Below are 22,508 nucleotides of genomic sequence, written 5' to 3'. Positions count from 1 at the left end.
CTATTTTGGGCGCATAAGCCGCTTCCGGCAGACAAATAATACATTCATCCCTGAAGCGAACTGCAGTCGCCAAGGTTGATATAAGAGAGCTTGCCGCCGCCCGCCGTTCGACCAGCCGGCGGCGGGCTCTTTTGTGCGAAGAGACTACGACGGCGTTCGGTTCAAGTTTTTGAATGTCACGAAGTATATAACCGAAGTCACGAAAGATAACGCAATTCCGCACCAAAGGACGAACACTCCTCCAGGCAGCTCGAGAAACATCATCATGATGGCCGCATAGTAGAGTATCGTGGTCGCTTTGCCGAATAGATTAGCCTGTACGGTTTTTAATCCGCGGAAGTGATACACCGCCGAGCCGATAATCATGACCAGCTCTCTGAACGCCATAACCGCAAATGCCGCCCAGGGGATCACGTTCTTGATTAGAAGCGCCAAAACAACGGTAAGCATCATCAGTTTGTCTGCCAGCGGATCAAGCATGCTGCCCGTCACCGTCACTTGCCCGCTCCGGCGCGCAATGTAGCCGTCCAGAAAATCGGTTAGCCCGGCAACCAGCAAAGTGCAGAGAGCCGCAATGGATTGGCCGTTCAAATATAATAATAAAAACAAGGGGATTAACACAAATCGGGATGCGGTCAACATATTGGGTACATTCATTCCCGGTTTTCCCCCATTTTCTCTAAAGTTCCCCATCATTATAACGCTCACCCCTACAAATGAAAACTCCCCGGAAAGAAGCCGGGGAGTTGCTTGTCCCGGTTGCAAGGCGCAGGCCAGGCTTCAGCCGCCTTCCGCGAACACGAGATCGTACATATGCTTCCATGTGCCGGAATCGAATACGTCGGACATGGGTTTGTCCCCCAGAATGACATATCCGACCGCCAATCCAACGATTAATGCCGCAATGCATAATACAGGAATAATCAATATTTTAATGCTCGTCCATATCACTCGGGCAATTACCCTTCCTGAGGATCTATTGCTATTGTCGGTAGGACGGGAAGTTGCTGTCATGAAGATTTCGTCTCCTTAGGCGCACAACAGGATGAACGGTCGTTACGCCGTTATCCGACCCGTGAATCAACCACGCAGGTTGTTGGCCATTCCCATCATCTGTTCGCTTGAGGAAAGTGCCCTTGCGCTAAGTTGATACGCACGTTGTACGATCATCAAATCAGTCATCTCATCCGCCATGTTTACGTTGGATTGCTCCACGAAGCCTTGGCGCACGGATATACCGGTTTCTCCGTTGGGAAGCGCGGCAATATTGCGTACTGCATCATTCGGATTCACATTCGCAGGTATTCCGTAAAGATTGTCGGCAACCGCCTGCAACAATTCAGGATTAGTTACCTGCACTAATTTAAGCTTACCCAGATTAATCGGGGTTGTCCCTTCATTGCCTACGGCCGTTAATGTGCCATCGGCCGCGATGCCGAGGTTGTAGCCTTCCGGAACGCGGATGAAATCTTCCCCGTTACCCGTATCTCCTACGATGTATTGTCCGGAGTTCGTAACGAGTACCCGATCCCCATTGGCATCGGGCATCAGCTGAAACGGACCATGCCTCGTAAAAGCGCGCGCACCGTTAATGTCTCCATCCGTCCGAACTTCGAAAAGACCGTTGCCTTCGATCGCGACGTCCGTCATATTCCCGGTCTGCTGAAGAACGCCTTGAGACAAATCGGTCTGCATGGCCGCTATTCTCGCGCCCCAGCCTTCAGTGAAACCAAGCGGTGTCCGCCGTCCCGGTTGCTTAAAATCGTCTATATGAGGGTTAAGGCTTGTCATAATATCTTCAAACACCGCGGTCTTGCGTTTGTAACCGACGGTGTTGGAGTTGGAGATATTGTCGGCAAGCATATCCAGCTTCTGCTGAAGGGCGCCCATGGATGCGGACGCAATGATCATGGAGCTGTTCACTTAGGAGTTCCTCCTTATCGTGTCTGTTATACCCTGCCAACATCGTTAACGGCTTTATCCAAGCTGCGGTCATAAGTCTGAATGACCTTCTGATTCGCTTCATAGGCTCGAAGAGCTCCCATGATATCGATCGCCGATTGGGCGGAATCCACGTTGGAACGCTCCAAATATCCTTGGCGAACTTCGACTCTTTCGCCTGCGACGATCTGACGGATACCCGCCGGGTCGCCGGCATAACGGAAACGGCCGTCACCTTCGCGAATGAGGAGATTGGGATTATCTACGCGCATGATTCGAAGTTGAGGCGCGCCTTGCAGCGCCACCCCGGTAGTCGAATCCACGAGTCTGCCTTCCGCGGTTACCCCGACTTGCTCCCATGGGACGGTCACTACGACAGGCTGGCCATTCGCACCCACAACCGTAAGTCCATCCGAGGTAAGAAGGGTGCCGTCAGGAGCCGTCTTGAAGCTCCCGTTTCTCGTATACTGTTCTTCGCCTTGAGCGGACAATACGGAGAAGAAAGCTTGAGGCTTATAGCTCACATTGCCATTCGCGTCTACGGACTTGCCCGACGCGTCAAACGTCGTGCCATTCACTAGTATATCGGACATAAGCGCCAGATCTTGAGGGCGATAGGTTTGCTGTAAATCCCCTTGGCCCATTTGCATCAGGTTTTCTTCCGCGAACACGCCGGTGCTTAGCTTGCCAAGGCTGCCTTGCGATGGATTGTCCCCGCCCATTGCCGAGATCAGCATGTCGGGAAAAGAACGGACGACCGCATTGCTGCCTTTGAAACCCGGAGTGTTAATGTTAGCGATATTATTCGTAATCGTATCGTGGCGCCGTTGTTGGGCCAGCATCCCGGACGCGGCTGTATATAAACCTCTTAACATGGAGCTTCCTCCTCGTACGCACGATTTAACCGAGCTTGCGGGTCATTTTGTCCAAATGGTCTAGCATGATTCCCGTTCCCTTAACGACGCAGTGCATCGGATCTTCCGCGATGAGCACCGGCACTTTGATCTCATCGGCGAGCAAAGCATCCAGTCCGTCAAGCAGCGCTCCGCCTCCGGTGAGAATAACGCCGCGGTCAATGATGTCCGCGGACAACTCCGGAGGCGTGCGTTCCAATACCGTCTTGGCTGACGCTACGATGGACATGACGGGCTCCCACAAGGCTTCGCGCACTTCATCCGAATGAATTGTAACCGTAAGGGGAAGTCCGGTAACCATATCCCTGCCGCGGATATCCATCTCTTCCCTGCGGCCGCCTAGATAAACGGTACCGATCTTAATCTTAATGTCTTCGCTCGTGCGTTCACCGATCAGCAGCTTATATTTGTTCTTTATGTATCGCATGATCGCGGCATCGAACTTGTCCCCCGCGACTTTAAGAGAAGAGGCGGTTACGACGTCGCCCATGGAAAGGACGGCAACATCCGTCGTACCTCCGCCTATATCGACTACCATATTGCCGCTCGGTTGGAATATATCCATGCCCGCCCCGATCGCAGCCGCTTTCGCTTCTTCCTCAAGGAATACCTCTTTGGCTCCGCTTCTTTCAGCTGCTTCGCGGATTGCTTTCTGTTCCACGGACGTTATGTTAGTAGGAGCGCATATCAGGATGCGCGGACGACTGTACCAGTTCCGACCCCCGACGCGCTGGATGAATGCCTTAAGCATCATATCCGTAACTTCAAAGTCGGCAATAACGCCGTCCCTAAGCGGACGAATCGCGATAATATTGCCCGGAGTACGCCCAACCATCCGGTGGGCTTCCTCCCCTACCGCAAGCACTCTGCGGGTGTCGCTTTCAATGGCGACAACTGAGGGTTCGTCGAGCACCACTCCCTTGCCCTTTACGTGAATGGATACGTTAGCCGTACCCAGATCGATTCCAATGTCTTTGCTAAACATGCGTCTATTATCCCTCGCCAAATATGGAGTGTCAGGTACCGTAATAGGTTAATATTCGCTGCTCCTGCGTAATATCCTTCTTTTTTCTCGACAACATTAGCAAAATTATGCTTTACCCACTGTCATAACTTCCCGTTTTTTGATCGTCGTCTTCTTGTATTTGATTTTGGTCGCTTCTCCTCCCCTTAGGTGTCGGATTGACTTATGATACTCAAGGATGTGCTTTACCTGGTCCGCCAAATCCGGATTGATTTCCGGCAGCCGCTCAGTCAGGTCTTTATGCACCGTGCTTTTGGAGACGCCGAATTCTTTGGCTATCGTACGCACGGTATTGCGCGTCTCCACAATGCTTCGGCCAATCTTGATCGTGCGTTCCTTGATGTAATCGTGCACGCTCCCGCCTCCCTGCTGAAATAGATTGGTACAGTATATGAGGGGCGCGGTCACTTATTCTAGGTTGCCAAGCCTGACAAGCTAGGAAAGTCCCTTTTATGACGTAATTTATAGGTCTAGCTTACTCCGGTGTGCATCTTTAGCCCTAACAAAAAAGACGGAAAGGGGTTCCCCTGCCGTCTTTCGGACATGTTTATTTCGTTATTTGTCGGCTTTTCCAACGATTACGACGTTCGGATGCTGCTGCAAATCGAGCATGTAAGGAGTTTTCGCGACTTTGCCGCCCGCTTCGCAAAAAACTTGCACGAGCGGACGCTGAATGGGACGACCTGCCGTCTCCATTACCACCGCAACCTGCCCGCTGCTCAGCTTCACCATCGTTGAAACCGGATAAATGATTACGTGATTAAGAAAAGATTTGATTAGTTCCCATTCGAACTCATAATTTCCGGCAGCGAATAAATATTCGATCGCTTCTCCGGGATCATAAGCGTTTCGGTGGTGCCGCGGAGAACCCAAAGCATTGTAGACGTCGGCCAAGCCGACGATCTGCGCGTATTCCGGTATGCTATCGTTCTTCATGCCGAGCGGATAACCCGAGCCGCGATAACGTTCATGATGCAGCAGGGCGCATTGGGCGGACGTCGGCGGAACTTCCTTCATCGTCTTTAACACGCGATAGCCTTCGCTAGTATGTTGTCGCATAAGAGCGAGCTCCGCTTCGCTCAACTCTCGGTTCACCTTGGTGAAGTCCATCGGCAGCCGGGTCATGCCGATATCGCTGAACAATGCCCCGACCGATAATTCATACAGCTTGGCGCTATCGTATTTCTGCGCGGTACCGATAATGCTGGAGCATAAAGTAACGTTAAGCGCATGCTCGAACAATACGCGATCCGTCAGCATCATGACTCCCAGCTCTTCCGCGAGCGCGGGCTGGGAGCTGATCTCCAGCAATATGTCCCGGAACTGTTGCCGAAAGTTGCCTTCCGGAAAAGGCAATGCGATGCGATCCGACATCAAGCCCTTCTCGACGTATTCCGAGACTAGCTTGACGGCTTCCTCGCGAGCCCTCTCATCGTTCTTCATCTGATTGATGTCCGGCCTATGAAAGGATAAGCTCGAGGAAGAGAATAAGAGGTTGCGCTTTGCTTCTTCAGTCGAAGGACCGATTGTCGGAATCATCAAATGCACGACTTTGATATTAAGAGCTTTAAGTCTATTTATATAATGTTCGGTAAGAACGGTGCCAGCCTCTAGCATGACTATGCCATTGTTTCCATGAACCGATTTGGCGAGCACGTCACCGCGCTCCAGCTCCATTATCCCAACAATCCTCATGGTACTCTACCTTTCCGTCGGAAGTAGATAAGCATCTCTATGTCTATTGAAAATTATGACATATTAAAGCTGACATTGTCGAGATAACATTAACAAAAAATAGAAATAGGGCGACCTATTCGCATCGTCTGCAAATGGTTCGCCCTATATCTATTGAATCGTTTACTTAGCGGTTTTGATCAACGTGCTCGGATTGACCGAAAGTCCGTTATTACGGACCTCGAAATGCACGTGCACGCCTTCTGCGGGTTCGGACTCGCTTTGTCCGGCAGTCGCGATCGTATCGCCCTGCTCGACCTCGTCGCCGACTTGAACTTTCAAGTCGGTTAAGCTTTGATAGACGGTAACCAATCCGTTCGGGTGCTCGATTTGCACCTCGTAATTATTGGCCGGAGTCTGGCTCGCAACCGTCACCTTACCGCTAAGCGCAGCTAAGACGTCGAACGCCGCGGCGTCTTTGCGGGCTAAATCGGTAGCCATGTGCGGAGAGAACGTGTTGTTGTACTCGACCGTAGCCGCTTCGCGTTCTGCCGCGGATGCCGTTGCATCATAGAACGGCATGATCGTGGTCATTTCCTCGATCTTGTCGACCGGCCAACGGAGAGTTTCTCCATTAGCTGCTGCTTGGACGGCTTGAGTGTCTGTTTTTCCGCTTGCGGTCCCATCGCTTTCGACTCCTGTCAGACCGGGAACGGCGTCATGCTGCGGGTCTTTCGAACCCGTCCCCGAATTCAGCCAGAGAATCGTTACGATAATTGCTGCCGCGGCCATGTAAGCTGCAGGGAATACCCAGCGCTTGGAAAGGAACTTTTTCCATCCGGTAGGCCTGACAGCGGGAGACGATCCCGCAACCGACTTGTGAGACTCTTCGATCTTACGTGGCGTTTTGTTGCTTCCATCATTCATTATTATCATCACCTCAGTAAGCCATTGTTACCAGGTGAAGGGGTTTTATACCTGTTTACGTTGAAAGATTACAATTTTTATAGTAGCAACCTACTTAAAGACGTTTTCCGGTGCTATTCACAAGCTTTGAAACTTTCTCCGTGCGGGTTCCCGAATAATAGTATTCCACGATTTGGTTCGCCGTTTTCCCTGCCTTCGCCATGCCCTCCGCACCCCATTGACTCATTCCGACGCCATGCCCGCTGCCGTAAGTCGTAAGGATTACGCGGTTATTGCTTATTTTCAAATCGAACGAAGCGGAACGAAGTCCCAGCCTGTGCCGTACTTCCTCTCCGGTTAATTTTTTGCCGCCCGCTAGCATTTGCTTAACTCTGCGACCGTCCGTCCATTCCAATATGCGGATATTCGCTTGTTCTTGAAGTTTTATATTTACCGGAATAGTTTTCAAGCCTAATTTGGCATAGAAATCCGTCAGCGCCATCTCTACCGTTTCGCGCGCTCTAGGAGAAGCCTCTTTGTCCCATGGGCTGGCCACGGAGCGCAAGTAGGGAAGCTTAGCGGGGAACACCTCTTCCGAATTTTCCGTATAACCATTGCTGGTGGAGAAAAATAGAGCTTCGATCGGCTGATCCCGGTAAACGATAATCTCGCCCGCCGTCTTGCTAACCGCCTTGTCTACTTTTCTCCAGCCCTGTTCATTTTCCGATAGCAGCCGCTTCATTTCCGATAGAGAGCGATAGACTTGATGGGTTTGCGTATCCGTCACGTCGACGTTATCAACTGGATTGCCGGTACGATCTTCAAGCCATAGCCTTCGTATAATATAAGTTCGCGCGGCCATAGCTTGCGCCTCTAGAGCCGCCGGCTCGAAATCTAGCGGCATCTCGGCAGCTACGACTCCTCTTACGTAAGTTTCCAAGGGAACCTTCTCAATGACGCGAAAGTCCGTTAAATAAACTCGGATTACGGGTTGATTGTATTTCTCGGCCGGTGCGCCGGGTTGGTCTCCATTGTCCGCATTTGCCCCAGCAGCCCGATTTGCGTTAGAGGAAGCCTGGTTCGTGTCCGCAGTAGAATCGCCCTCCGGCGTTTGAATAGCCTCTTCTTGATTCTCGTATTCTATGTTCTTCGCCGAGTTCCCCATTAATCCGCCGCCATGCACAATAAGCCACGCAATGGCTGCGGCAATTACCCCATTAGCGAATGCCATCCAAAGATTCAGTTTTCTCCGTCGCGGCTTCATGGCCCACCTCTGCCTATACCGATTTCGGAAGCATCGTCATTCTTCTACGAATAACCTCGGCCGACCGATGCTTTCAAAATATGCGAGAGTCAGAGAAGGTAGAACCGTTGCAAAATAGTACTTTAAATAAGAACACACGTTTGGTATAATCTCCGTAGAACCGAACGAGGAAAATCCCCCCGCCTAGAAGGCAGAGGGACTTGAGTTTCGTTACTATTATCTAAGTATAAGAACAAGTTGCATTCATCAATGTAAGTTACCGCGTAGGACTGGTCCGTCAAGACTTAAGCAAGCGTCGGTTGAATTTTACGAATAACGACTTCCGATGTCGCCGCTGCACGTTGCTCCATCTGCTGCAGAAGTTTGGCTGGCTGCAAGGACGCTTGCTCCGATTCCTCCAACACATCTTCCGGCGAAGGCGCACGGTAAACGTCTGCACCAAGCGCGGCCAACTTGCTCACAATGTTCATGTAGCCGCGTTCAATGTGATGAATTCCGCTTACCTCCGTGTTTCCATCCGCGGCCAGAGCGGCGCAAATCAGGGCGGCTCCCGCTCTTAGGTCGGTCGCGCATACGCTTGCTCCAGACAGCTTCGTACCGCCGGTTACAATGGCCGTACGCCCGTCTACTTTAATCTCGGCACCCATCTTAATCAATTCATCGACATGCATGAACCGATTCTCGAACACCGTTTCCGTAACGATACTCGTTCCGTCCGCAACGAGCAGAAGCGTCATCATCTGCGCTTGCATGTCGGTTGGAAACCCTGGGTAAGGCAATGTCTTGACATCGACCGCGCGAAGCGGATGTTTGGCAATTACCCGAATGCCGTTCTCGTCGCAATCGACGACAACGCCCATTTCCTCCAGCTTGGCAACGATCGGGCCGAGATGATCGCGGATAGCCCCTTCTACATACACGTCTCCGCCCGAGATGGCGGCGGCAATCATATAAGTACCTGCTTCGACCCGGTCGGGGATTACGTGATGCTCTACGCCCCGCAGCCGCTCTACGCCTTCGATGCGGATCACTCCGGTACCCGCGCCGCGGACTCTGGCCCCCATTGCGTTGAGGAAGTTAGCGAGATCTACGATTTCCGGTTCTTTGGCCGCATTTTCGATTACAGTCGTTCCAATCGCTGTCGTGGCAGCCATCATAATGTTCTCTGTGGCACCGACGCTGGCAATGTCCAAATAAATTCTCGCACCGCGTAATTTACCTTCTACGCTGGCTTCAATGGTGCCTTGACCGAATCCGATCTCCGCTCCCATTGCTTCAAACCCTTTCAAATGCTGGTCGATGGGACGCGTTCCAATCGCGCAGCCGCCGGGAAGAGAAATTCTCACTTTACCCAAACGGGCCAGCAATGGTCCCATAACCAAGAACGAAGCTCGCATCTTTCTTACCAACTCATAAGGCGCTTCGCAAGAAGTCAGCGAATCAGCTTGTAACCGGACACTACCGTCACTTTGCTGCGCGTAAACCCCCAAAGCCGCGAGCACTTGCAGGATGTTCTTTACATCGTCCAGGGCGGGAACGTCATGAATGACGCTGGATCCATCTTCTGCCAGTAAGGCAGCTGCCAGGATCGGAAGGACGGAATTTTTGGCGCCGTGCACGCGGACTGTTCCCGATAGGGTACGTCCGCCGCGGACGATGATTTTGCTCATGGGTGGTTCCCTCCGCGCGTTATAGATTCATTCCGAAGCTGTCATTTTCTACCCAACCCCGAAAAACCCAAATTTCATCATACCATCCGGCCATGATTGGCACAAGCGGCATTTTCTGGCGATTAGACGTTTTATTTCGACATCGTTCATCAAATATTCGATAAATTTCTACTCATTGTACACTATTACCCATTGTTATCATTCCAACTCATCGTTATGCGAATTTAGATTATCCCGTGCTGAGCAGCCACTTAAGCGTGCCTACCCACGTCCAATAATCGAGTACGAATCGTGCCGTTAAATGTCCTAATCCAATCGCGATTAACAATTGCAGCACTCTGGCGCGCGGACTTCGAGGATGGCGTACGATTCTGTCGAAATTAATTTCCTGCAAAACGAACCAAGCAATACCCACGCAACCCAAGGTGACGAAAATGGAAAATAATCCATTCCAGCCGGCTAATTCGAATACCCCCGTGTCGTCCCCCATCCCGGACATCCTCCCGCTTGAAGCAACTATGCCCTTCGAATACAACGTACCCCGTTTTAACTGTCTGTTAACAGCATTCTCAACCCATAAGTCTGATTCCGGTTATACCGGTCTGCGGTTATGGCGACATAATAAGTGCCGGGCAACAATATTTTTTCCCCTAGCAGCGTTTTCCGCCCTTCACCGTTACTCCATTTCTTTAGGGTTTGCAGCTTTTTGTTCCTCAATTCAACATTTAATCTCATTGAATCGGGAATGTATCCAACAGACAATTTAACTTTGCGTGTCTTCGTGAGGGTAAACCGATACCAATCTTCATCTTTGTTCGTATTTATTAACCCGTTGTAAACTTTATCGGGTGAAAGCGGTGTGGACGTTAGCGGACCATCATTCGGCTCATACGGATCTTCTTTCTCGGTAATATATTCCAGAGTGGCGGCATACGTCCCGATTACCGCTTCCGGCTTTGCCGAAACCGCATTTGCGATGCGAAAGTAATATTTGCCCGCTTTTGCGTACTTGAGAACCCACTGCTCGGTGCCCCCGTCACCCCGTTCATCCACGATAATCACGGATCCGCCTGCCGGCTGCACCAAAATCTCGGGATCGATCCGAGAAGTATCGGTTGAAACCGTTAAACGCAGAAGTCCAGGTTTAGGCAATGTCACGACCACCCAATCCAAATCGCCAAGCCGATGAAAGCTTCCAATCCATTGTTGAGTGCGAGCAGGAAGCGTAAACGCGGATGCGGCGCTGTCGTTAGGCTCCCTTGCATCCGGACTCATCATGAATTGAGAAACGAATCGATACCCGTCGGGATCCGAAGCTGTGGCTCCCGAACTGAGGGACTGCAACCAATAACGCCCTTTTTTGACGGGCCATTGCTTGAGAAATCCGACTCGTGCAGTCGACACTGAACGGGGTTCTACGAGTCCATCCTTACTGTATAAAGTAAACCGTGCCTCATCGCCGCTCAGGCTATAAATACCGTCGTACGGGACTTCGAAAGTAAACCAGTCATTATCGCCCAAGCTCCCCCAAGTACCCGATACCTCTTTGCCTAACGGAAATTCGGCCGCTTTCGCCCTTGTATCGTTAGGTTCCCTCCAATCTACAGTCGAATCCGCTTGAATTGCCTTATTCGCAGAAACTAAACCGTATCCCGCATTCACGTTCCAAACGTCCGTCCCGGTGGATATAGCGGTCCTCCTCAAAGCTTCGCGCAGACGAATCGGCTTCCAATCCGGATGTTCGGCCTTGAGCATCGCCGCAACGGCAGCCACTTGCGGAGCTCCCATCGACGTGCCTTCCATCTCGACCACCCCGCCGCCCAATGCCAAGGTTTGAACCCGCCATGCTGCGCTCAGGTCAATCTCAGGTCCCGGTGTCGATTGAGAAACCGGTTTGCCTCCCTCGGAACCCGCAACCGCAATTACGGTTGGATAAGCAGCCGGGTACTGAACAGCCGCTCTCGGACCGAAAACGGCTGCGTCGTTGCCGCTCGCGGCAATGAGCAGAACGCCTTTGCTTTCCGCGAAGGCAACGGCATCCCTTAAGTTTGGCGCATCGCGTCTTAATCCAAGAGAAAGGACAATAATGTCCGCACCTTGCTCTATGGCATACCGGATGCCTTGCGTCAGTTTCTCTTCATCACCGGAGCCGTATTGATCCAGTGCCTTAATCGGGAGAAACCGTCCTTTCCACCGGCCCGTTCCTGACGAGGATTCCCCCGCTTTCGCAACGGCAGCTATAATTCCAGCTACCGCAGTTCCATGCCCATTATCGTCCTGAGGCGATTTACGGTCGTTGACCAAGTTCTTTCCCTCAAGCAAGTACGGCTTAATCTCAGGGTTATTGAGATCAACCCCCGTATCCACGATAGCAATTGTCGACGTGACATCATTGCTGAGCAAACTCCAAGCCTCCGGTATGCCTAACGTCTTCAGGAAAGCCGGGGCAGGACTGTTGGCAGGGGCAAATTGGGCAGCGGGAGAAGATTCTGCTGCTTGCGCCAATCGAGCAGGAGCAAGCAAAGCCGTTGCAAAAACAATCGTCGATATCGTTACTAGGTAATGCTTTGTAAACACGCATACCACAACCTTAAACAATTCGTAGAGCCTATGTAGTAAACTTTTCGATTTTCGACAGCGATTCCCTTCTTCCTTCAATGAAATCGGGTCTTTGGTCGCAATTTGACGAAAAACAACGATTCTAAGGTCTCCTCTTTCTCTAAGCATCAGAAGGGACCGTCCCCAAGAAAGATGACTTGAGAACGGCCCCTGCATGTTCTGTTCTAATCTCTTTATCCCCGTAACAATAAATCCGTCGGAATGGAGAAAATCTGATCGATCCAATCCAAGATCGGCATAGGCAGGAACCCGAGCGCGAGCGTTGCAAGCGTACAAATCCATATCGTAATCGCAGCCGGTGCCGACATGCGCAATCCTGAATCTAACGCACCGCTTCGCATATACATTTGACGGATAAACGCGAAGTATACCGCGTAAGAGACAACAGTCGTCACGAGAAGAATAGCGCTTAGCCAATAAGTATGAGTTTGCACCGTTCCGAACAGAATAAACAGCTTTCCGAAAAATCCGCCGGTTACCGGAAGGCCCGCCAATGAACAGAGTAAAATAGTCATTGCCGCCGCCGTCCATGGAGCCCTATGGTACAAACCCGCAAACCCGGTTAGCGACTCATTACCGGAATCTCTAGATACGATCGTCAGCACCGAGAATGCCCCGATGTTCATGAACGCGTAAGCAATCAAGAAATAGAGAAACTCGGAAAACAAAGAAGCATGAAACTCGGTCAACGAGAGCGCGAGCGGCGTAAGCAGAATACCCGCATTTGCTACTCCGGATAGAGCTAGCAGCCTTTTGACGTTTCGTTGACGTAACGCACCTACCGTTCCCACGATCATCGCGGCGGCTGCAAGGACGGTTAAACCTAAGAAGATGTCCTTCTTCATCGTACCTTCCGTCCCCATCGTGAAAAAGGCCGTGTTCATGAAAATCCGATATAGCATCGCGAATGCCGCGCCTTTGGCTACGACTGCCAAGAAAGCCGTCACAGGCGTTGGCGCGCCTTGATAAACGTCAGCAGCCCAGGCGTGGAAAGGCGCCAATGCCAGTTTAACGGCGAACCCGGCTATCATCAGGAAGAAGCTGATGTACAGCAGCGCTTCGTAATTTTCCAGCGCCGGAGTAATCTCCTTAAGCAGGGCCAACAAATTCGTCCCGCCCGTCACTCCATACAGGAACGACATGCCGTACAGGATGAACGCCGAGGCAACTCCGCCTGTAACGACGTACTTAAACGCGGCTTCGCTGGAGATTCGGCTTCTTTTGCGCGTGGCAACCAAGACGTAGGAAGTGATGCTTAACAATTCCAATCCGATGAACAACGTGATCAGGTCTCCGGAGGAAGACATAACCATAGCTCCTAGTACGGCAGGAAGAATCAAATAATACAACTCACCTTTGATCGGTACATCTTCATCTCGCACCGTACCGAGCGAGGAAAACACGATAAAGGCCGAGGCGCCGAGAAATACCAATTTCAACAAATTGCCGAAGTCATCGATACGATAGCTTCCGGCTAACAAGTTGTAAGCACCAGGCGAACTATCCGTTGGAGCCCCGCTGCCTAGCGACAGCAATTGCAGCACAACGAATACGGCGGCAGCGATTAAGCCGACTAGCGTTAACCAGCCAATAACATCTCGATTAATGCGCTTAGGTAGAAATAGATCCACTACAGCAAGCAAGATGGCGGCAATCGACAACACGATCTCAGGGGCAAGGTACCACGTATCGCTCCACGTTAAAGTCTGCAAAGCAGGCATGTTATCCCCCCATCCTCGTTTGAAGTTGTTCGAGCAAACCAGTGAAGCCATGCTGCATGAGGTCCGTCATTATGGAAGGGTATACGCCAAGCAGAACGATGAGCGCAGTGAGAATAATCATCGGCAACGCTTCTATGAAACGAGCGTCTTTCATCCCCGCGAATGATTCCGGCATTGATCCGAACGTAATATTAAGAATGCTTCTCAGCACGTAGACGGCGGCAAGCAGAATACCTAACGCTCCGATTGCGGTTATCCATTTCATCGATCCGAACAATCCAAGGAACGACAAGAATTCCCCAATGAAACCCGATAAGCCCGGCAGTCCCAGAGAAGCAAGTCCCCCGATCAGGAGAATGCCCGACATGAACGGTACTGTCTTAGCCAACCCGCCCAGTTCATCCAGTCGCGTTGTATTCGTGCGTTCGTACAAGCTCCCTACGATGAGGAACAGCAGCGCGGAGATTAAACCGTGCGAGACGGATTGATAGATCGCTCCTTGCAAACCAACTTCCTCAAGCGACGCGATCCCAAGCAGCACAATACCCATATGACTAATGCTCGAGTAGGCTAGCACGAGCTTGAATTCCCGTTGCACGCAGGCAAGTATGCCGCCATACAAAATGTTGATGACCCCAAGCACCGCTAATACTGTCGACCACGATTGTATTTGCTCGGGAAAGAGGAATACGGCGAAACGAATAAGACCGTAGACACCCATCTTAAGCAATATTCCGGAGTGAATCATGACGATAGGCGGCGGAGCCTCCGTATGCACCTTGAGCATCCAAGTGTGGAACGGGAATATAGGCACCTTGATTCCGAAGGCGACAAGCAGAAGAATAAAGGCAGCCCACTTCATATTGTCCGAGAGGTAAATCCCGAAATATCTGGCTTGTTCCGTATCCATGTTGGCGAGCACATTCGGATTCGTCAAGTTGCTTAGCAGCACATCGTAATTGCCGCTGAACAGCAAGCTAGACCCGTTGGCTCCATCCACCGAAGAGAACCCTAGCGTTGCAATTAAAATTAGGAACGAGAGCAGCATAGCAGCCGATCCGAGTCCGTTGTAGATGAGGAACCGGGTAGCGGCTTTTTCCCGCCCGAAATACCCCCATATCCCTATTAGGAAAAACATCGGAATAAGCGTTACTTCGAAGAAGATGAAAAACAAAATCAAGTCGCGCGCCAGAAAAACGCCGTAAATTCCGGTTAGCAGCAGAAGGAATAACGCGTAATACGTTTTCCACCTTTTACGAATATGTACGGAAGCAAGTACCGCCATCGTCGAGATGATGCTCGTTAAGAGCAGCAGCGGCATCGATATGCCATCAACCGCCATGTGATAATCGAAACCCAGCTTAATCGAGAGGATTCCTTCTTTGAATCCTTCCTTGTTCAGAGGGATCGATAACCACGTTGAATGTTCGGTAAATACGCCTCCGCCAATCGATGGTTGATAGCAAACGAACAACCATACGGTTAAAACGAGCGGGATCAAAGTAAAGATGATAGCCGCGATCCGCAGCCACTGGCTGCGCGCGCTTGGAAGCAGCAGTACGATTAGCGCTCCGATCAGCGGGGTAAATGCGATAAGCGACAATACCGGCAGGTTATCCAGCATTACCAGAACCTCCTTCCGGCGATCGCGAGAAGCAGAATAACGATTCCGATCAAGGCCGTAAGCGCATAAGCCTGTACTTGACCGCTCTGCAGCCTCGAATTTAACCGACCAAGCGCCGAGACGGAGTAACCCGTCAATCTAACGATGCCATCGACGACGTAATCGTCGAAAACCTCCAACGCTTTACCGATACCCTGAAGCGGTTTGACGAACAAAATCCCATACAACTCATCGATATAATATTTACGTTCAAGCAAATGGACGAGTCCCGGCATACGAGAGGTTACGACGTCGCGGCGAATCGTACCCTTCACGTACATGAGCCATCCGATATATAAGCCGAGCAAGCCGACGGCTGCGGATACGACCATAACCAGACCGCTCACATGGTGCTGCCCTTCGTCGCCCGTCAGCCATTGTCCGAACCATCCATTAAATGGAGTTTCCACGAATCCCGCAACGGTAGCCAGAACCGCCAGTACGATTAACGGAATGGTCATGACCGAAGAGGATTCCTTCGCATGTTGACCTTCGCGAGGCTTGCCCACGAACACCAAGAAAAACAATCTAGCCATATACAGGGCAGTGAAGAATGCTGCGACCACGCCGACTACGAATAGTATAGGTTGCTTATCAAGCGCGGCAGTCAGGATCGCGTCCTTGGACCAGAAGCCCGAGAACGGCGGAATACCGGACAATGCTAGCGCTCCAATTCCGAAAGTCCATGCGGTAATCTTCATTTTGCGTCCCAAGCCGCCCATTTCGCGAATGTCCTGCGTATGCACGCTATGAATGACGCTTCCGGCTCCGAGGAATAATAAAGCTTTGAAGAACGCATGGGTGAACAGGTGAAACATGGCCGCAGGCATGTTGTCGACTCCGAGAGCCAGCATCATGTAGCCCAGTTGGCTGACGGTCGAGTAAGCTAATATCCGCTTGATATCATTTTGTGCCAATCCGATAGAAGCGGCGAAAATCGCGGTGAACGCTCCTATGATCGCGACCGTATTCATCGCGGCTTGGGATGCTTCGAAAATATCGAATGTCCGCGCGACAAGGAATACGCCGGCTGCGACCATCGTTGCCGCATGGATCAAAGCGCTGATCGGCGTCGGACCTTCCATCGCGTCCGGAAGCCACACATGCAGCGGGAATTGACCGGATTTACCGACCGCTCCAAGGAATATCAACAACGCGATAAGGGTTGTGATTCCCGTGGAAATAGCCCCACCTTGCGTGTCGAATACATTATGAATAGTCGTAAAGTCGAGCGCGTGTCCCGGCATGTACCAGAACAGCAGAAGAAGAGCGATCAATAGCCCTAAATCCCCGATTCGGGTTACGATAAACGCCTTCTTGGCGGCCGCTTTGGCTTCCGGTTTCTGAAACCAGAATCCGACCAACAGGAAGGAGCATACCCCTACGAGCTCCCAGAAAATATAGAAGGTAAGCAAGTTATCGGACAACACTAGCCCGAGCATGGAGCTTGTAAACAGCGCGACGTATGCAAAGAAGGTGGAAATTCTTTCATCGTCCTTCATGTATCCTTGCGAATACAAGTTAACCAGGAAACCAACCAATGTTACGATCACAAGCATAAGCGCGGTAAGATTCGTAACCTCGAATCCCGCTCCCAGCCTCAAGTTCCCGATTTGCAGCCAGTCGATTTGACGACTGTAGTCGGGGGCGCTGCCGGAAACACGTTCAATGGCGATACAGAGCGACATTACGAAGGAAACGAATGTGGCGATCGTTCCGATCCAAGCTCCGGTTTTCTTTAAGCCTCTACCCATCGCTGTCAGAATTGCAAACGCAGCGAGCGGAAACACCGGGACGAGCCAGGCGTGTTCTGCAAAGAAGGTGCTCATGGAAGTTACCTCCTCAACTCGTCGAATTCGTCCACGTTCACCGTTGCGCGGCCGCGATACAGCACGATCAATACCGCAATGCCGACCGCAGCTTCGGCAGCCGCGACCGTAATGGTGAACAAGGAGAAGATTTGGCCCGCAAGCGACGGGTTGACCCCGTATTTGGAAAAGGCGATCAAGTTGAGGTTAACCGCATTGAGCATCAGTTCGATCGACAGCAGCACGATAATCGCGTTGCGTTTCGTTAACACTCCGTATAGCCCGATGCAGAAAAGGACGGCCGCAAGCGTTAAATAGGAGGACAGCATGCTCATTGCGGATCCTCCTCTCTCTTCGCGAGGGCTATCGCGCCGATGAATGCAACGGTCAAGAGAACCGAAACAAGTTCAAAGGGGATGGCGTACTGCGTAAAAAGCTGCATTCCGATTTCCCTCGTGTTGTCTTCCTTGAACGGTGCCGCCTCAGCCGGGAAATTCGCATTGCGAATGCCGTAGAACAAAATGCCGAACAGGCAAAGGCAGCCGATGGCAGCCAGCGTCTCAAGCAGCGGACGCGGCGGTTCGAGTCCTTCGCCGTCATGTTTGGTCATCATAATTCCGAAGATCATCAGAATCGTAATCGCGCCGACATACAAGAGCACTTGCACGAATGCGATGAATTCGGCTTCTAGAAGAACATATAATCCTGCGAGCGCAATAAACGTAAAGGCTATCGATAGCGCGGTATGAACGACCTTCGTGAAATTAATGGCCATGACCGCGCCTACGATCGCGCAAACCGCGAGTACAAAGAAAGCAACGAACTCACCCGTAAAATCAATATTGAAGTTAAGCACCGTCTATTTGGCGCCTCCTTTCGGAGAGCCGATGTTGTTGTTGTCTTCACGAATGTTCGAGTTGTTCTCGTAAAGCCATTCCTTGTCCTTATACAAATCATCTCGGCTGTAGGCGGCAAGCTCGAAATTATTCGTCATGACAATGGCTTCCGTAGGACATACCTCCGTGCATAAGTCGCACAGGATACAAATTTCGAAATTAATATCGAAAGTGTCGATGACTTTGCCTTTTTTCTCCGGATCCGGGTTGGCTTTACCCGTAAGCGTAATGCAATCCGTTGGGCAAATTCGCGCGCATTGGTTGCATACGATGCATTTGTCCGGTTCAAAATACTGAATTCCGCGAAACCGGTCAGGCATCTCGATTGGAATATCGGGATATGCCATCGTCACTTTTTTGGAACCCATCGTTTTCAATGTTACGCCGAGCCCTTTGAGCATTCCTTTCATGGCGTCAGCCCCCCCTATCCGATCAATTCTATGCCTAGTGCCGTCAAGAAAATATTGAGAATCGCCAGCGGCAGCAATACTTTCCAGGCCAATCCCATCAACTGATCGACGCGGAGCCTCGGGAAAGTAGCGCGAATCCAGAACAAGCAGAACACGATAACCGCGAACTTCAGGAAAAACCATAGAACGCCCGGAATGAAATCGAGCTGCGGAATCGGCGGATTCCATCCCCCTAGAAACAGTATGGTTGTTAGGCTGGCAATTGCATAGACGTAAATATATTCCGTCAGCATGAAGAACGCGAACCGAAATCCGCTGTATTCCACATGGTAGCCCGCGACAAGCTCCGATTCCGCTTCCGGCAAGTCAAACGGCGTGCGGTTAAGCTCGGATACTGCCGCGATGAGGAATATTCCGAACCCGAGTATCTGGGGCAGGAAGTTCCAATGCCAGAAATAACCTTCCTGAGCGATAACGATATCCCGCAGGTTCAAGCTGCCGGACATCATGACTACGCCAACGACGGACATCACTAGAGGGACCTCATAACTGATCATTTGCGCCGCGGAACGCATGCCTCCGAGCAGGGAGTACTTATTATTCGATGCCCAGCCGGCAACCACAATAGCGATCGTCGTAATGCCGGATAACGCGATGTAATACAGAAAACCGACATTCAGGTCGGCAAATTGCAAATTCAAGCTGTAAGGAATGAAAGCCAGTACGGCAAAAGAGGGCACGAACGCGAGCACCGGCGCGAGGATGAATAGCCCTCTGTCGGCTTTTTTCGGAATCGTGTCTTCTTTGAAGAGAAGCTTGGCGACGTCCGCTACCGATTGCAGCAGCCCTAAGGGGCCTGTTCTGTTCGGCCCTTGCCGATACTGCATCCATCCGATGAATTTGCGTTCAAAATAAATGGCGTACGTTACGAAAAAGATAACGAAAGCGAGCACGCCGATCGCCGCAGCCGCGAAAATACCTGCGGTTCCCCAGCTTAAGGGTTGATCCCAGAAGTGCTGCATCAGCAGTCAACCTCCCCGAGCACGATATCGATGCCGCCAAGAATCGTAACCAAGTTCGTCATGCTTTCCCCGACGAGCAACTTGGGCAAAATTTGCAGGTTCACGAACGAAGGACGCCGGAACTTCAAGCGGAATGGCTCCGCTTTGCCTTTGGAAACGATGTGGCAGCCGATTTCGCCGCGCGGCGATTCGATGCGCACATAGATTTCTCCGGCTGGCGGACGGATGACGCGGGGAACTTTGCCCATCGTATCGCCTTCGCCCGGAAATTGTTCCAACGCTTGCTCGAGAATTCGCAAGCTCTGAACGATCTCTTCCATGCGGCACTCGTAACGATCGAAGCAATCGCCATTCTTACCGACCGGAACGTCGAATTGGAAACGGTCGTATAAGCTGTAAGGCTCATCTTTGCGCAGATCCCACTTCACGCCGGTACTGCGGAGATTCGCTCCGGACAAGCCATAATCGATGGCCGTCTTCGCGTCGTATTGACCGATCCCCTTAATTCGGGATAGGAATATTTCATTGCCGCTGACAAGGTTATGATATTCGTCGAGACGGTTGTACATATCCTTGACCAAGACTTTCACCTTGGCGATCCAGCCTTCCGGCGCATCCCACTTGACTCCGCCGACCCTCATGTAATTGTACGTTAGCCGGGCCCCGCAAAGCTCGTTAAATAGCGAGAGAATGCGCTCTCGATCGCTAAAGGCATACAGAAAAGGACTCATTGCGCCGATGTCGAGCAAATAAGTGCCCCACCAGACGAGATGGCTGGCAACTCTCTGCATTTCCATCACGATAAGACGCATAAACTCCGCTCGTTCCGGAATTTCCAGTTCCATCATTTTCTCGACCGCGTGACAGAGCACGTAATTGTTCGTCATCGCTGACACGTAGTCCATGCGATCGGTATAAGGAATGATTTGCGTAAAATTCAAGTTTTCGGCGAGCTTCTCGGTTCCCCGATGCAAATAACCCATGACGGGAGTCGCTTCCGTAATGACTTCTCCGTCCAATTTGACGACGATCCGAAACACTCCGTGCGTGCTGGGATGCTGTGGGCCAACGTTGAGCAGCAATTCTTCGGTACGAATCACGCGTGCTTACACCTCCGGGTCAAGCGGAACGTAGTCTTTGCGGAGCGGATGGCCGACCCAATCGTCGGGCATCATAATGCGCCGAAGATCGGGATGCCCAGGAAAATCGATTCCGAGCAAATCATAGATTTCGCGTTCGTTCCAGTTGGCCGTCTCCCATATCGGGGTAACGGACGAAACCGACGGTTGCTCCCGATCCGTGCGTACTTTAACGCAATAGCAGTGGTGGTTCTCCATGTTCAGCGGATAATAGACGACTTCCATATGCGTCTCATAATCTACGCCGGATATATTGCGTAAATAACTGCAACTTAGCTCGGCATGGCTGCGGAACAATTGCGCGGTTTTCAGCCAATGCTCATTCTTTATGACAAGCGTCGGAAGATGGTCATTGGGCTCGTTAATATAAGCTTCCTCTACCGCATCTTCCGCTATCAGTTCGCGCAGAAGGGCGACTACGCGATCGAGTCGAGGCTGATTGTGCGACGGCGGTTTCGGCGGTTGCTCTTCCTCTCCGCCTTCCCCTTCGCCGCCTGGCGCTTTTGCTGCGGCGCGGCCTTCATTACCCGCTTGCGCGGCCTGGGCCGCGGCTTGCGCAGCGGCAGCTTTCGCTGCTTCGCGCGCTTCTAGAGATGCTTTACGGCGGGCGGCCTTCTCTTCGTCGGTTTCAACCCTGCGAGGAGCCGGCGGAGCGGCAGCTTCTTCCGGAGCCGGAGCCGGCGTCGGCGCGGTTGACTCCGCTGCAGGTTCCGCTGCAGGTTCCGATGCAGGTTCCGATGGAGCTTCCGATGGAGCTTCCGATGGGGCTTCCGCTACAGGTTCCGACGGAGCCGAAGCCTCGTCCGGCTCCCGTTTATTCTCCTCGCTCATCTGCCCGTCACCTGCTTCCCGGTCTTCGCCTCATAACGAATTTTCTCTTGAAGCTTGTTAATTCCGTAGATAAGCGCCGCAGGATTGGGCGGACATCCCGGGATATACACGTCGACGGGAACGATCTGATCGACGCCTTTAATAACGGAATAAGATTTCACGTAAGGACCCCCGGCAGTCGCGCACGATCCCATCGCTATAACCCATTTCGGTTCCGGCATTTGGTCGTACAATCGCTTAAGCAGCGGTCCCATTTTCTTGGTTACCGTACCGGATACGATCATGACGTCCGCTTGACGAGGAGAAGTTCTGAAAATGACGCCGAAACGGTCTAAATCATAGTGCGCGCCTCCCGCCGCCATCATCTCGATCGCGCAGCACGCCAAACCGAAGGTCAGAGGCCATAAGGAGTTGCTGCGGGCCCAGCCTTTCAGTTGATCGATGGTGCCAAAGAATACGTTGCGTTCCATTTCTTTCCGGTCTTCCGGCGACACGTTCGCTAAATCGAATTCCATCTCAGCACCTTCTTCTTCCAAGCATAAACTAGCCCAATGAGCAGTAATCCGGCAAAAATGACCATCTCGACCAACGCAAAGAGACCGAGTTGCTTATAAGCTACGGCCCAAGGGTAAAGAAACACGGTTTCCACATCGAAAACGACGAACATAAGCGCGTACAAATAATACCGAACGTTAAAGCGGATCTGGCTGTCTCCTACAGGTTCATTGCCGCTTTCGTAAGTCGTCTCTTTCTGCAGCGTCGGTTTGTTCGGACGAAGCAAGGAGCCGAGCCATAATACGAAAATCGGAAACGCGATACCCAAGATGAGGAAGACGGTAACAATGACGTATGAATTGATGTATTTCTCCACTCCAACGCCTCCGCAAACAGGTAAATTTACCCCATAATTATAACAAACGTGCCCATTCAAGTCCATGAAAATAGCGTTTTCATTGGAAACTCATCAGAATTGCTTATAAGTGTCCACAGAAAAAACCGCCGCGTA

Annotated in this window: 23 protein-coding genes; all 23 read right to left on the bottom strand. The window is 51.6% G+C overall.

The annotated features are described in order from the left end of the window. Window positions 1-144: 144 nt before the first annotated feature. The gene (locus K7P76_RS10660; RefSeq protein ID WP_232185278.1) at window positions 145-657 is read right to left on the bottom strand and encodes a CDP-alcohol phosphatidyltransferase family protein; all 513 of its coding nucleotides are present in this window, start codon (window positions 655-657) and stop codon (window positions 145-147) included. 123 nt (window positions 658-780) lie between these two features. Next, window positions 781-1,014 carry a DNA-directed RNA polymerase subunit beta gene (locus K7P76_RS10655; protein WP_232185277.1) on the bottom strand — a complete coding sequence of 78 codons (234 nt, stop codon included), beginning with the start codon at window positions 1,012-1,014 and terminating at the stop codon, window positions 781-783. 66 nt (window positions 1,015-1,080) lie between these two features. Beyond that, window positions 1,081-1,923, bottom strand: a complete 843-nt coding sequence (locus tag K7P76_RS10650) for a flagellar hook-basal body protein (RefSeq protein WP_232185276.1) — start codon at window positions 1,921-1,923, stop codon at window positions 1,081-1,083. A 26-nt stretch (window positions 1,924-1,949) separates the two neighbouring features. Further along, entirely contained in the window at window positions 1,950-2,816 is an 867-nt protein-coding gene (locus K7P76_RS10645) for a flagellar hook-basal body protein (protein ID WP_232185275.1), read from the bottom strand. 25 nt (window positions 2,817-2,841) lie between these two features. Next, entirely contained in the window at window positions 2,842-3,840 is a 999-nt protein-coding gene (gene mreB, locus K7P76_RS10640; RefSeq protein ID WP_304518396.1) for a rod shape-determining protein MreB, read from the bottom strand. A 105-nt stretch (window positions 3,841-3,945) separates the two neighbouring features. Next, window positions 3,946-4,233, bottom strand: a complete 288-nt coding sequence (gene spoIIID, locus K7P76_RS10635; RefSeq protein ID WP_115993949.1) for a sporulation transcriptional regulator SpoIIID — start codon at window positions 4,231-4,233, stop codon at window positions 3,946-3,948. 201 nt (window positions 4,234-4,434) lie between these two features. After that, the gene (locus K7P76_RS10630; protein ID WP_232185273.1) at window positions 4,435-5,556 is read right to left on the bottom strand and encodes an HD-GYP domain-containing protein; all 1,122 of its coding nucleotides are present in this window, start codon (window positions 5,554-5,556) and stop codon (window positions 4,435-4,437) included. A 180-nt stretch (window positions 5,557-5,736) separates the two neighbouring features. Beyond that, window positions 5,737-6,480: a M23 family metallopeptidase gene (locus K7P76_RS10625; RefSeq protein ID WP_232185272.1), complete on the bottom strand. Its 744-nt coding sequence runs from the start codon at window positions 6,478-6,480 to the stop codon at window positions 5,737-5,739. A 94-nt stretch (window positions 6,481-6,574) separates the two neighbouring features. Beyond that, window positions 6,575-7,723: a stage II sporulation protein D gene (gene spoIID, locus K7P76_RS10620; RefSeq protein ID WP_232185271.1), complete on the bottom strand. Its 1,149-nt coding sequence runs from the start codon at window positions 7,721-7,723 to the stop codon at window positions 6,575-6,577. A gap of 284 nt (window positions 7,724-8,007) precedes the next feature. Beyond that, window positions 8,008-9,393: a UDP-N-acetylglucosamine 1-carboxyvinyltransferase gene (murA, locus tag K7P76_RS10615; RefSeq protein ID WP_232185270.1), complete on the bottom strand. Its 1,386-nt coding sequence runs from the start codon at window positions 9,391-9,393 to the stop codon at window positions 8,008-8,010. A gap of 229 nt (window positions 9,394-9,622) precedes the next feature. Next, window positions 9,623-9,883 carry a DUF1146 domain-containing protein gene (locus K7P76_RS10610; protein WP_232185269.1) on the bottom strand — a complete coding sequence of 87 codons (261 nt, stop codon included), beginning with the start codon at window positions 9,881-9,883 and terminating at the stop codon, window positions 9,623-9,625. Between the two features lie 56 nt (window positions 9,884-9,939). Continuing rightward, entirely contained in the window at window positions 9,940-11,970 is a 2,031-nt protein-coding gene (locus K7P76_RS10605) for a S8 family serine peptidase (protein WP_232185268.1), read from the bottom strand. A gap of 215 nt (window positions 11,971-12,185) precedes the next feature. Further along, window positions 12,186-13,733 carry an NADH-quinone oxidoreductase subunit N gene (locus K7P76_RS10600; protein WP_232185267.1) on the bottom strand — a complete coding sequence of 516 codons (1,548 nt, stop codon included), beginning with the start codon at window positions 13,731-13,733 and terminating at the stop codon, window positions 12,186-12,188. Window position 13,734: 1 nt separating this feature from the next. Further along, on the bottom strand, window positions 13,735-15,357 hold the full coding sequence (locus tag K7P76_RS10595; protein WP_232185266.1) for a complex I subunit 4 family protein: 1,623 nt from the start codon (window positions 15,355-15,357) through the stop codon (window positions 13,735-13,737). After that, a complete protein-coding gene (gene nuoL, locus K7P76_RS10590) occupies window positions 15,357-17,225 on the bottom strand; it encodes an NADH-quinone oxidoreductase subunit L (RefSeq protein ID WP_232185265.1) in 1,869 nt (622 codons plus the stop codon). The genes K7P76_RS10595 and nuoL overlap by 1 nt, the downstream gene beginning before the upstream one ends. 5 nt (window positions 17,226-17,230) lie before the next feature. After that, window positions 17,231-17,533 carry an NADH-quinone oxidoreductase subunit NuoK gene (gene nuoK / locus K7P76_RS10585; protein WP_373692373.1) on the bottom strand — a complete coding sequence of 101 codons (303 nt, stop codon included), beginning with the start codon at window positions 17,531-17,533 and terminating at the stop codon, window positions 17,231-17,233. 2 nt (window positions 17,534-17,535) lie between these two features. Then, the gene (locus K7P76_RS10580) at window positions 17,536-18,060 is read right to left on the bottom strand and encodes an NADH-quinone oxidoreductase subunit J (RefSeq protein ID WP_232185263.1); all 525 of its coding nucleotides are present in this window, start codon (window positions 18,058-18,060) and stop codon (window positions 17,536-17,538) included. Window positions 18,061-18,063: 3 nt separating this feature from the next. Further along, entirely contained in the window at window positions 18,064-18,510 is a 447-nt protein-coding gene (gene nuoI / locus K7P76_RS10575; protein WP_232185262.1) for an NADH-quinone oxidoreductase subunit NuoI, read from the bottom strand. 14 nt (window positions 18,511-18,524) lie between these two features. After that, window positions 18,525-19,532 (bottom strand): NADH-quinone oxidoreductase subunit NuoH, encoded by a 1,008-nt coding sequence (gene nuoH, locus K7P76_RS10570; RefSeq protein ID WP_232185261.1) that lies wholly within the window; start codon window positions 19,530-19,532, stop codon window positions 18,525-18,527. Beyond that, complete coding sequence (locus K7P76_RS10565) at window positions 19,532-20,632, bottom strand: NADH-quinone oxidoreductase subunit D (RefSeq protein WP_232185260.1); 1,101 nt, start codon at window positions 20,630-20,632, stop codon at window positions 19,532-19,534. The genes nuoH and K7P76_RS10565 overlap by 1 nt, the downstream gene beginning before the upstream one ends. Before the next feature lie 6 nt (window positions 20,633-20,638). Beyond that, window positions 20,639-21,502 carry an NADH-quinone oxidoreductase subunit C gene (locus K7P76_RS10560; protein WP_232185259.1) on the bottom strand — a complete coding sequence of 288 codons (864 nt, stop codon included), beginning with the start codon at window positions 21,500-21,502 and terminating at the stop codon, window positions 20,639-20,641. Then, window positions 21,499-22,017, bottom strand: a complete 519-nt coding sequence (locus tag K7P76_RS10555; protein ID WP_232185258.1) for a NuoB/complex I 20 kDa subunit family protein — start codon at window positions 22,015-22,017, stop codon at window positions 21,499-21,501. The genes K7P76_RS10560 and K7P76_RS10555 overlap by 4 nt, the downstream gene beginning before the upstream one ends. Further along, on the bottom strand, window positions 22,002-22,373 hold the full coding sequence (locus K7P76_RS10550; RefSeq protein ID WP_232185257.1) for an NADH-quinone oxidoreductase subunit A: 372 nt from the start codon (window positions 22,371-22,373) through the stop codon (window positions 22,002-22,004). The genes K7P76_RS10555 and K7P76_RS10550 overlap by 16 nt, the downstream gene beginning before the upstream one ends. Window positions 22,374-22,508: the final 135 nt, after the last annotated feature.

The sequence above is a fragment of the Cohnella silvisoli genome, assembly GCF_021190915.1.
Classification (GTDB): domain Bacteria; phylum Bacillota; class Bacilli; order Paenibacillales; family Paenibacillaceae; genus Cohnella; species Cohnella silvisoli.
This window is presented reverse-complemented; position numbering and strand designations above follow the sequence as displayed.

Coding starts and splice junctions, on each gene's coding strand:
- K7P76_RS10625 (WP_232185272.1), bottom strand. CDS start 6,480: ATGAATGATGGAAGCAACAAAACGCCACGTAAGATCGAAGAGTCTCAC.
- nuoK (WP_373692373.1), bottom strand. CDS start 17,533: ATGCTGTCCTCCTATTTAACGCTTGCGGCCGTCCTTTTCTGCATCGGG.
- K7P76_RS10600 (WP_232185267.1), bottom strand. CDS start 13,733: ATGCCTGCTTTGCAGACTTTAACGTGGAGCGATACGTGGTACCTTGCC.
- murA (WP_232185270.1), bottom strand. CDS start 9,393: ATGAGCAAAATCATCGTCCGCGGCGGACGTACCCTATCGGGAACAGTC.
- K7P76_RS10595 (WP_232185266.1), bottom strand. CDS start 15,357: ATGCTGGATAACCTGCCGGTATTGTCGCTTATCGCATTTACCCCGCTG.
- K7P76_RS10645 (WP_232185275.1), bottom strand. CDS start 2,816: ATGTTAAGAGGTTTATATACAGCCGCGTCCGGGATGCTGGCCCAACAA.
- K7P76_RS10660 (WP_232185278.1), bottom strand. CDS start 657: ATGAATGTACCCAATATGTTGACCGCATCCCGATTTGTGTTAATCCCC.
- K7P76_RS10655 (WP_232185277.1), bottom strand. CDS start 1,014: ATGACAGCAACTTCCCGTCCTACCGACAATAGCAATAGATCCTCAGGA.
- K7P76_RS10560 (WP_232185259.1), bottom strand. CDS start 21,502: ATGAGCGAGGAGAATAAACGGGAGCCGGACGAGGCTTCGGCTCCGTCG.
- nuoH (WP_232185261.1), bottom strand. CDS start 19,532: ATGCAGCACTTCTGGGATCAACCCTTAAGCTGGGGAACCGCAGGTATT.
- K7P76_RS10555 (WP_232185258.1), bottom strand. CDS start 22,017: ATGGAATTCGATTTAGCGAACGTGTCGCCGGAAGACCGGAAAGAAATG.
- spoIID (WP_232185271.1), bottom strand. CDS start 7,723: ATGAAGCCGCGACGGAGAAAACTGAATCTTTGGATGGCATTCGCTAAT.
- nuoI (WP_232185262.1), bottom strand. CDS start 18,510: ATGAAAGGAATGCTCAAAGGGCTCGGCGTAACATTGAAAACGATGGGT.
- K7P76_RS10630 (WP_232185273.1), bottom strand. CDS start 5,556: ATGGAGCTGGAGCGCGGTGACGTGCTCGCCAAATCGGTTCATGGAAAC.
- K7P76_RS10610 (WP_232185269.1), bottom strand. CDS start 9,883: ATGGGGGACGACACGGGGGTATTCGAATTAGCCGGCTGGAATGGATTA.
- mreB (WP_304518396.1), bottom strand. CDS start 3,840: ATGTTTAGCAAAGACATTGGAATCGATCTGGGTACGGCTAACGTATCC.
- nuoL (WP_232185265.1), bottom strand. CDS start 17,225: ATGAGCACCTTCTTTGCAGAACACGCCTGGCTCGTCCCGGTGTTTCCG.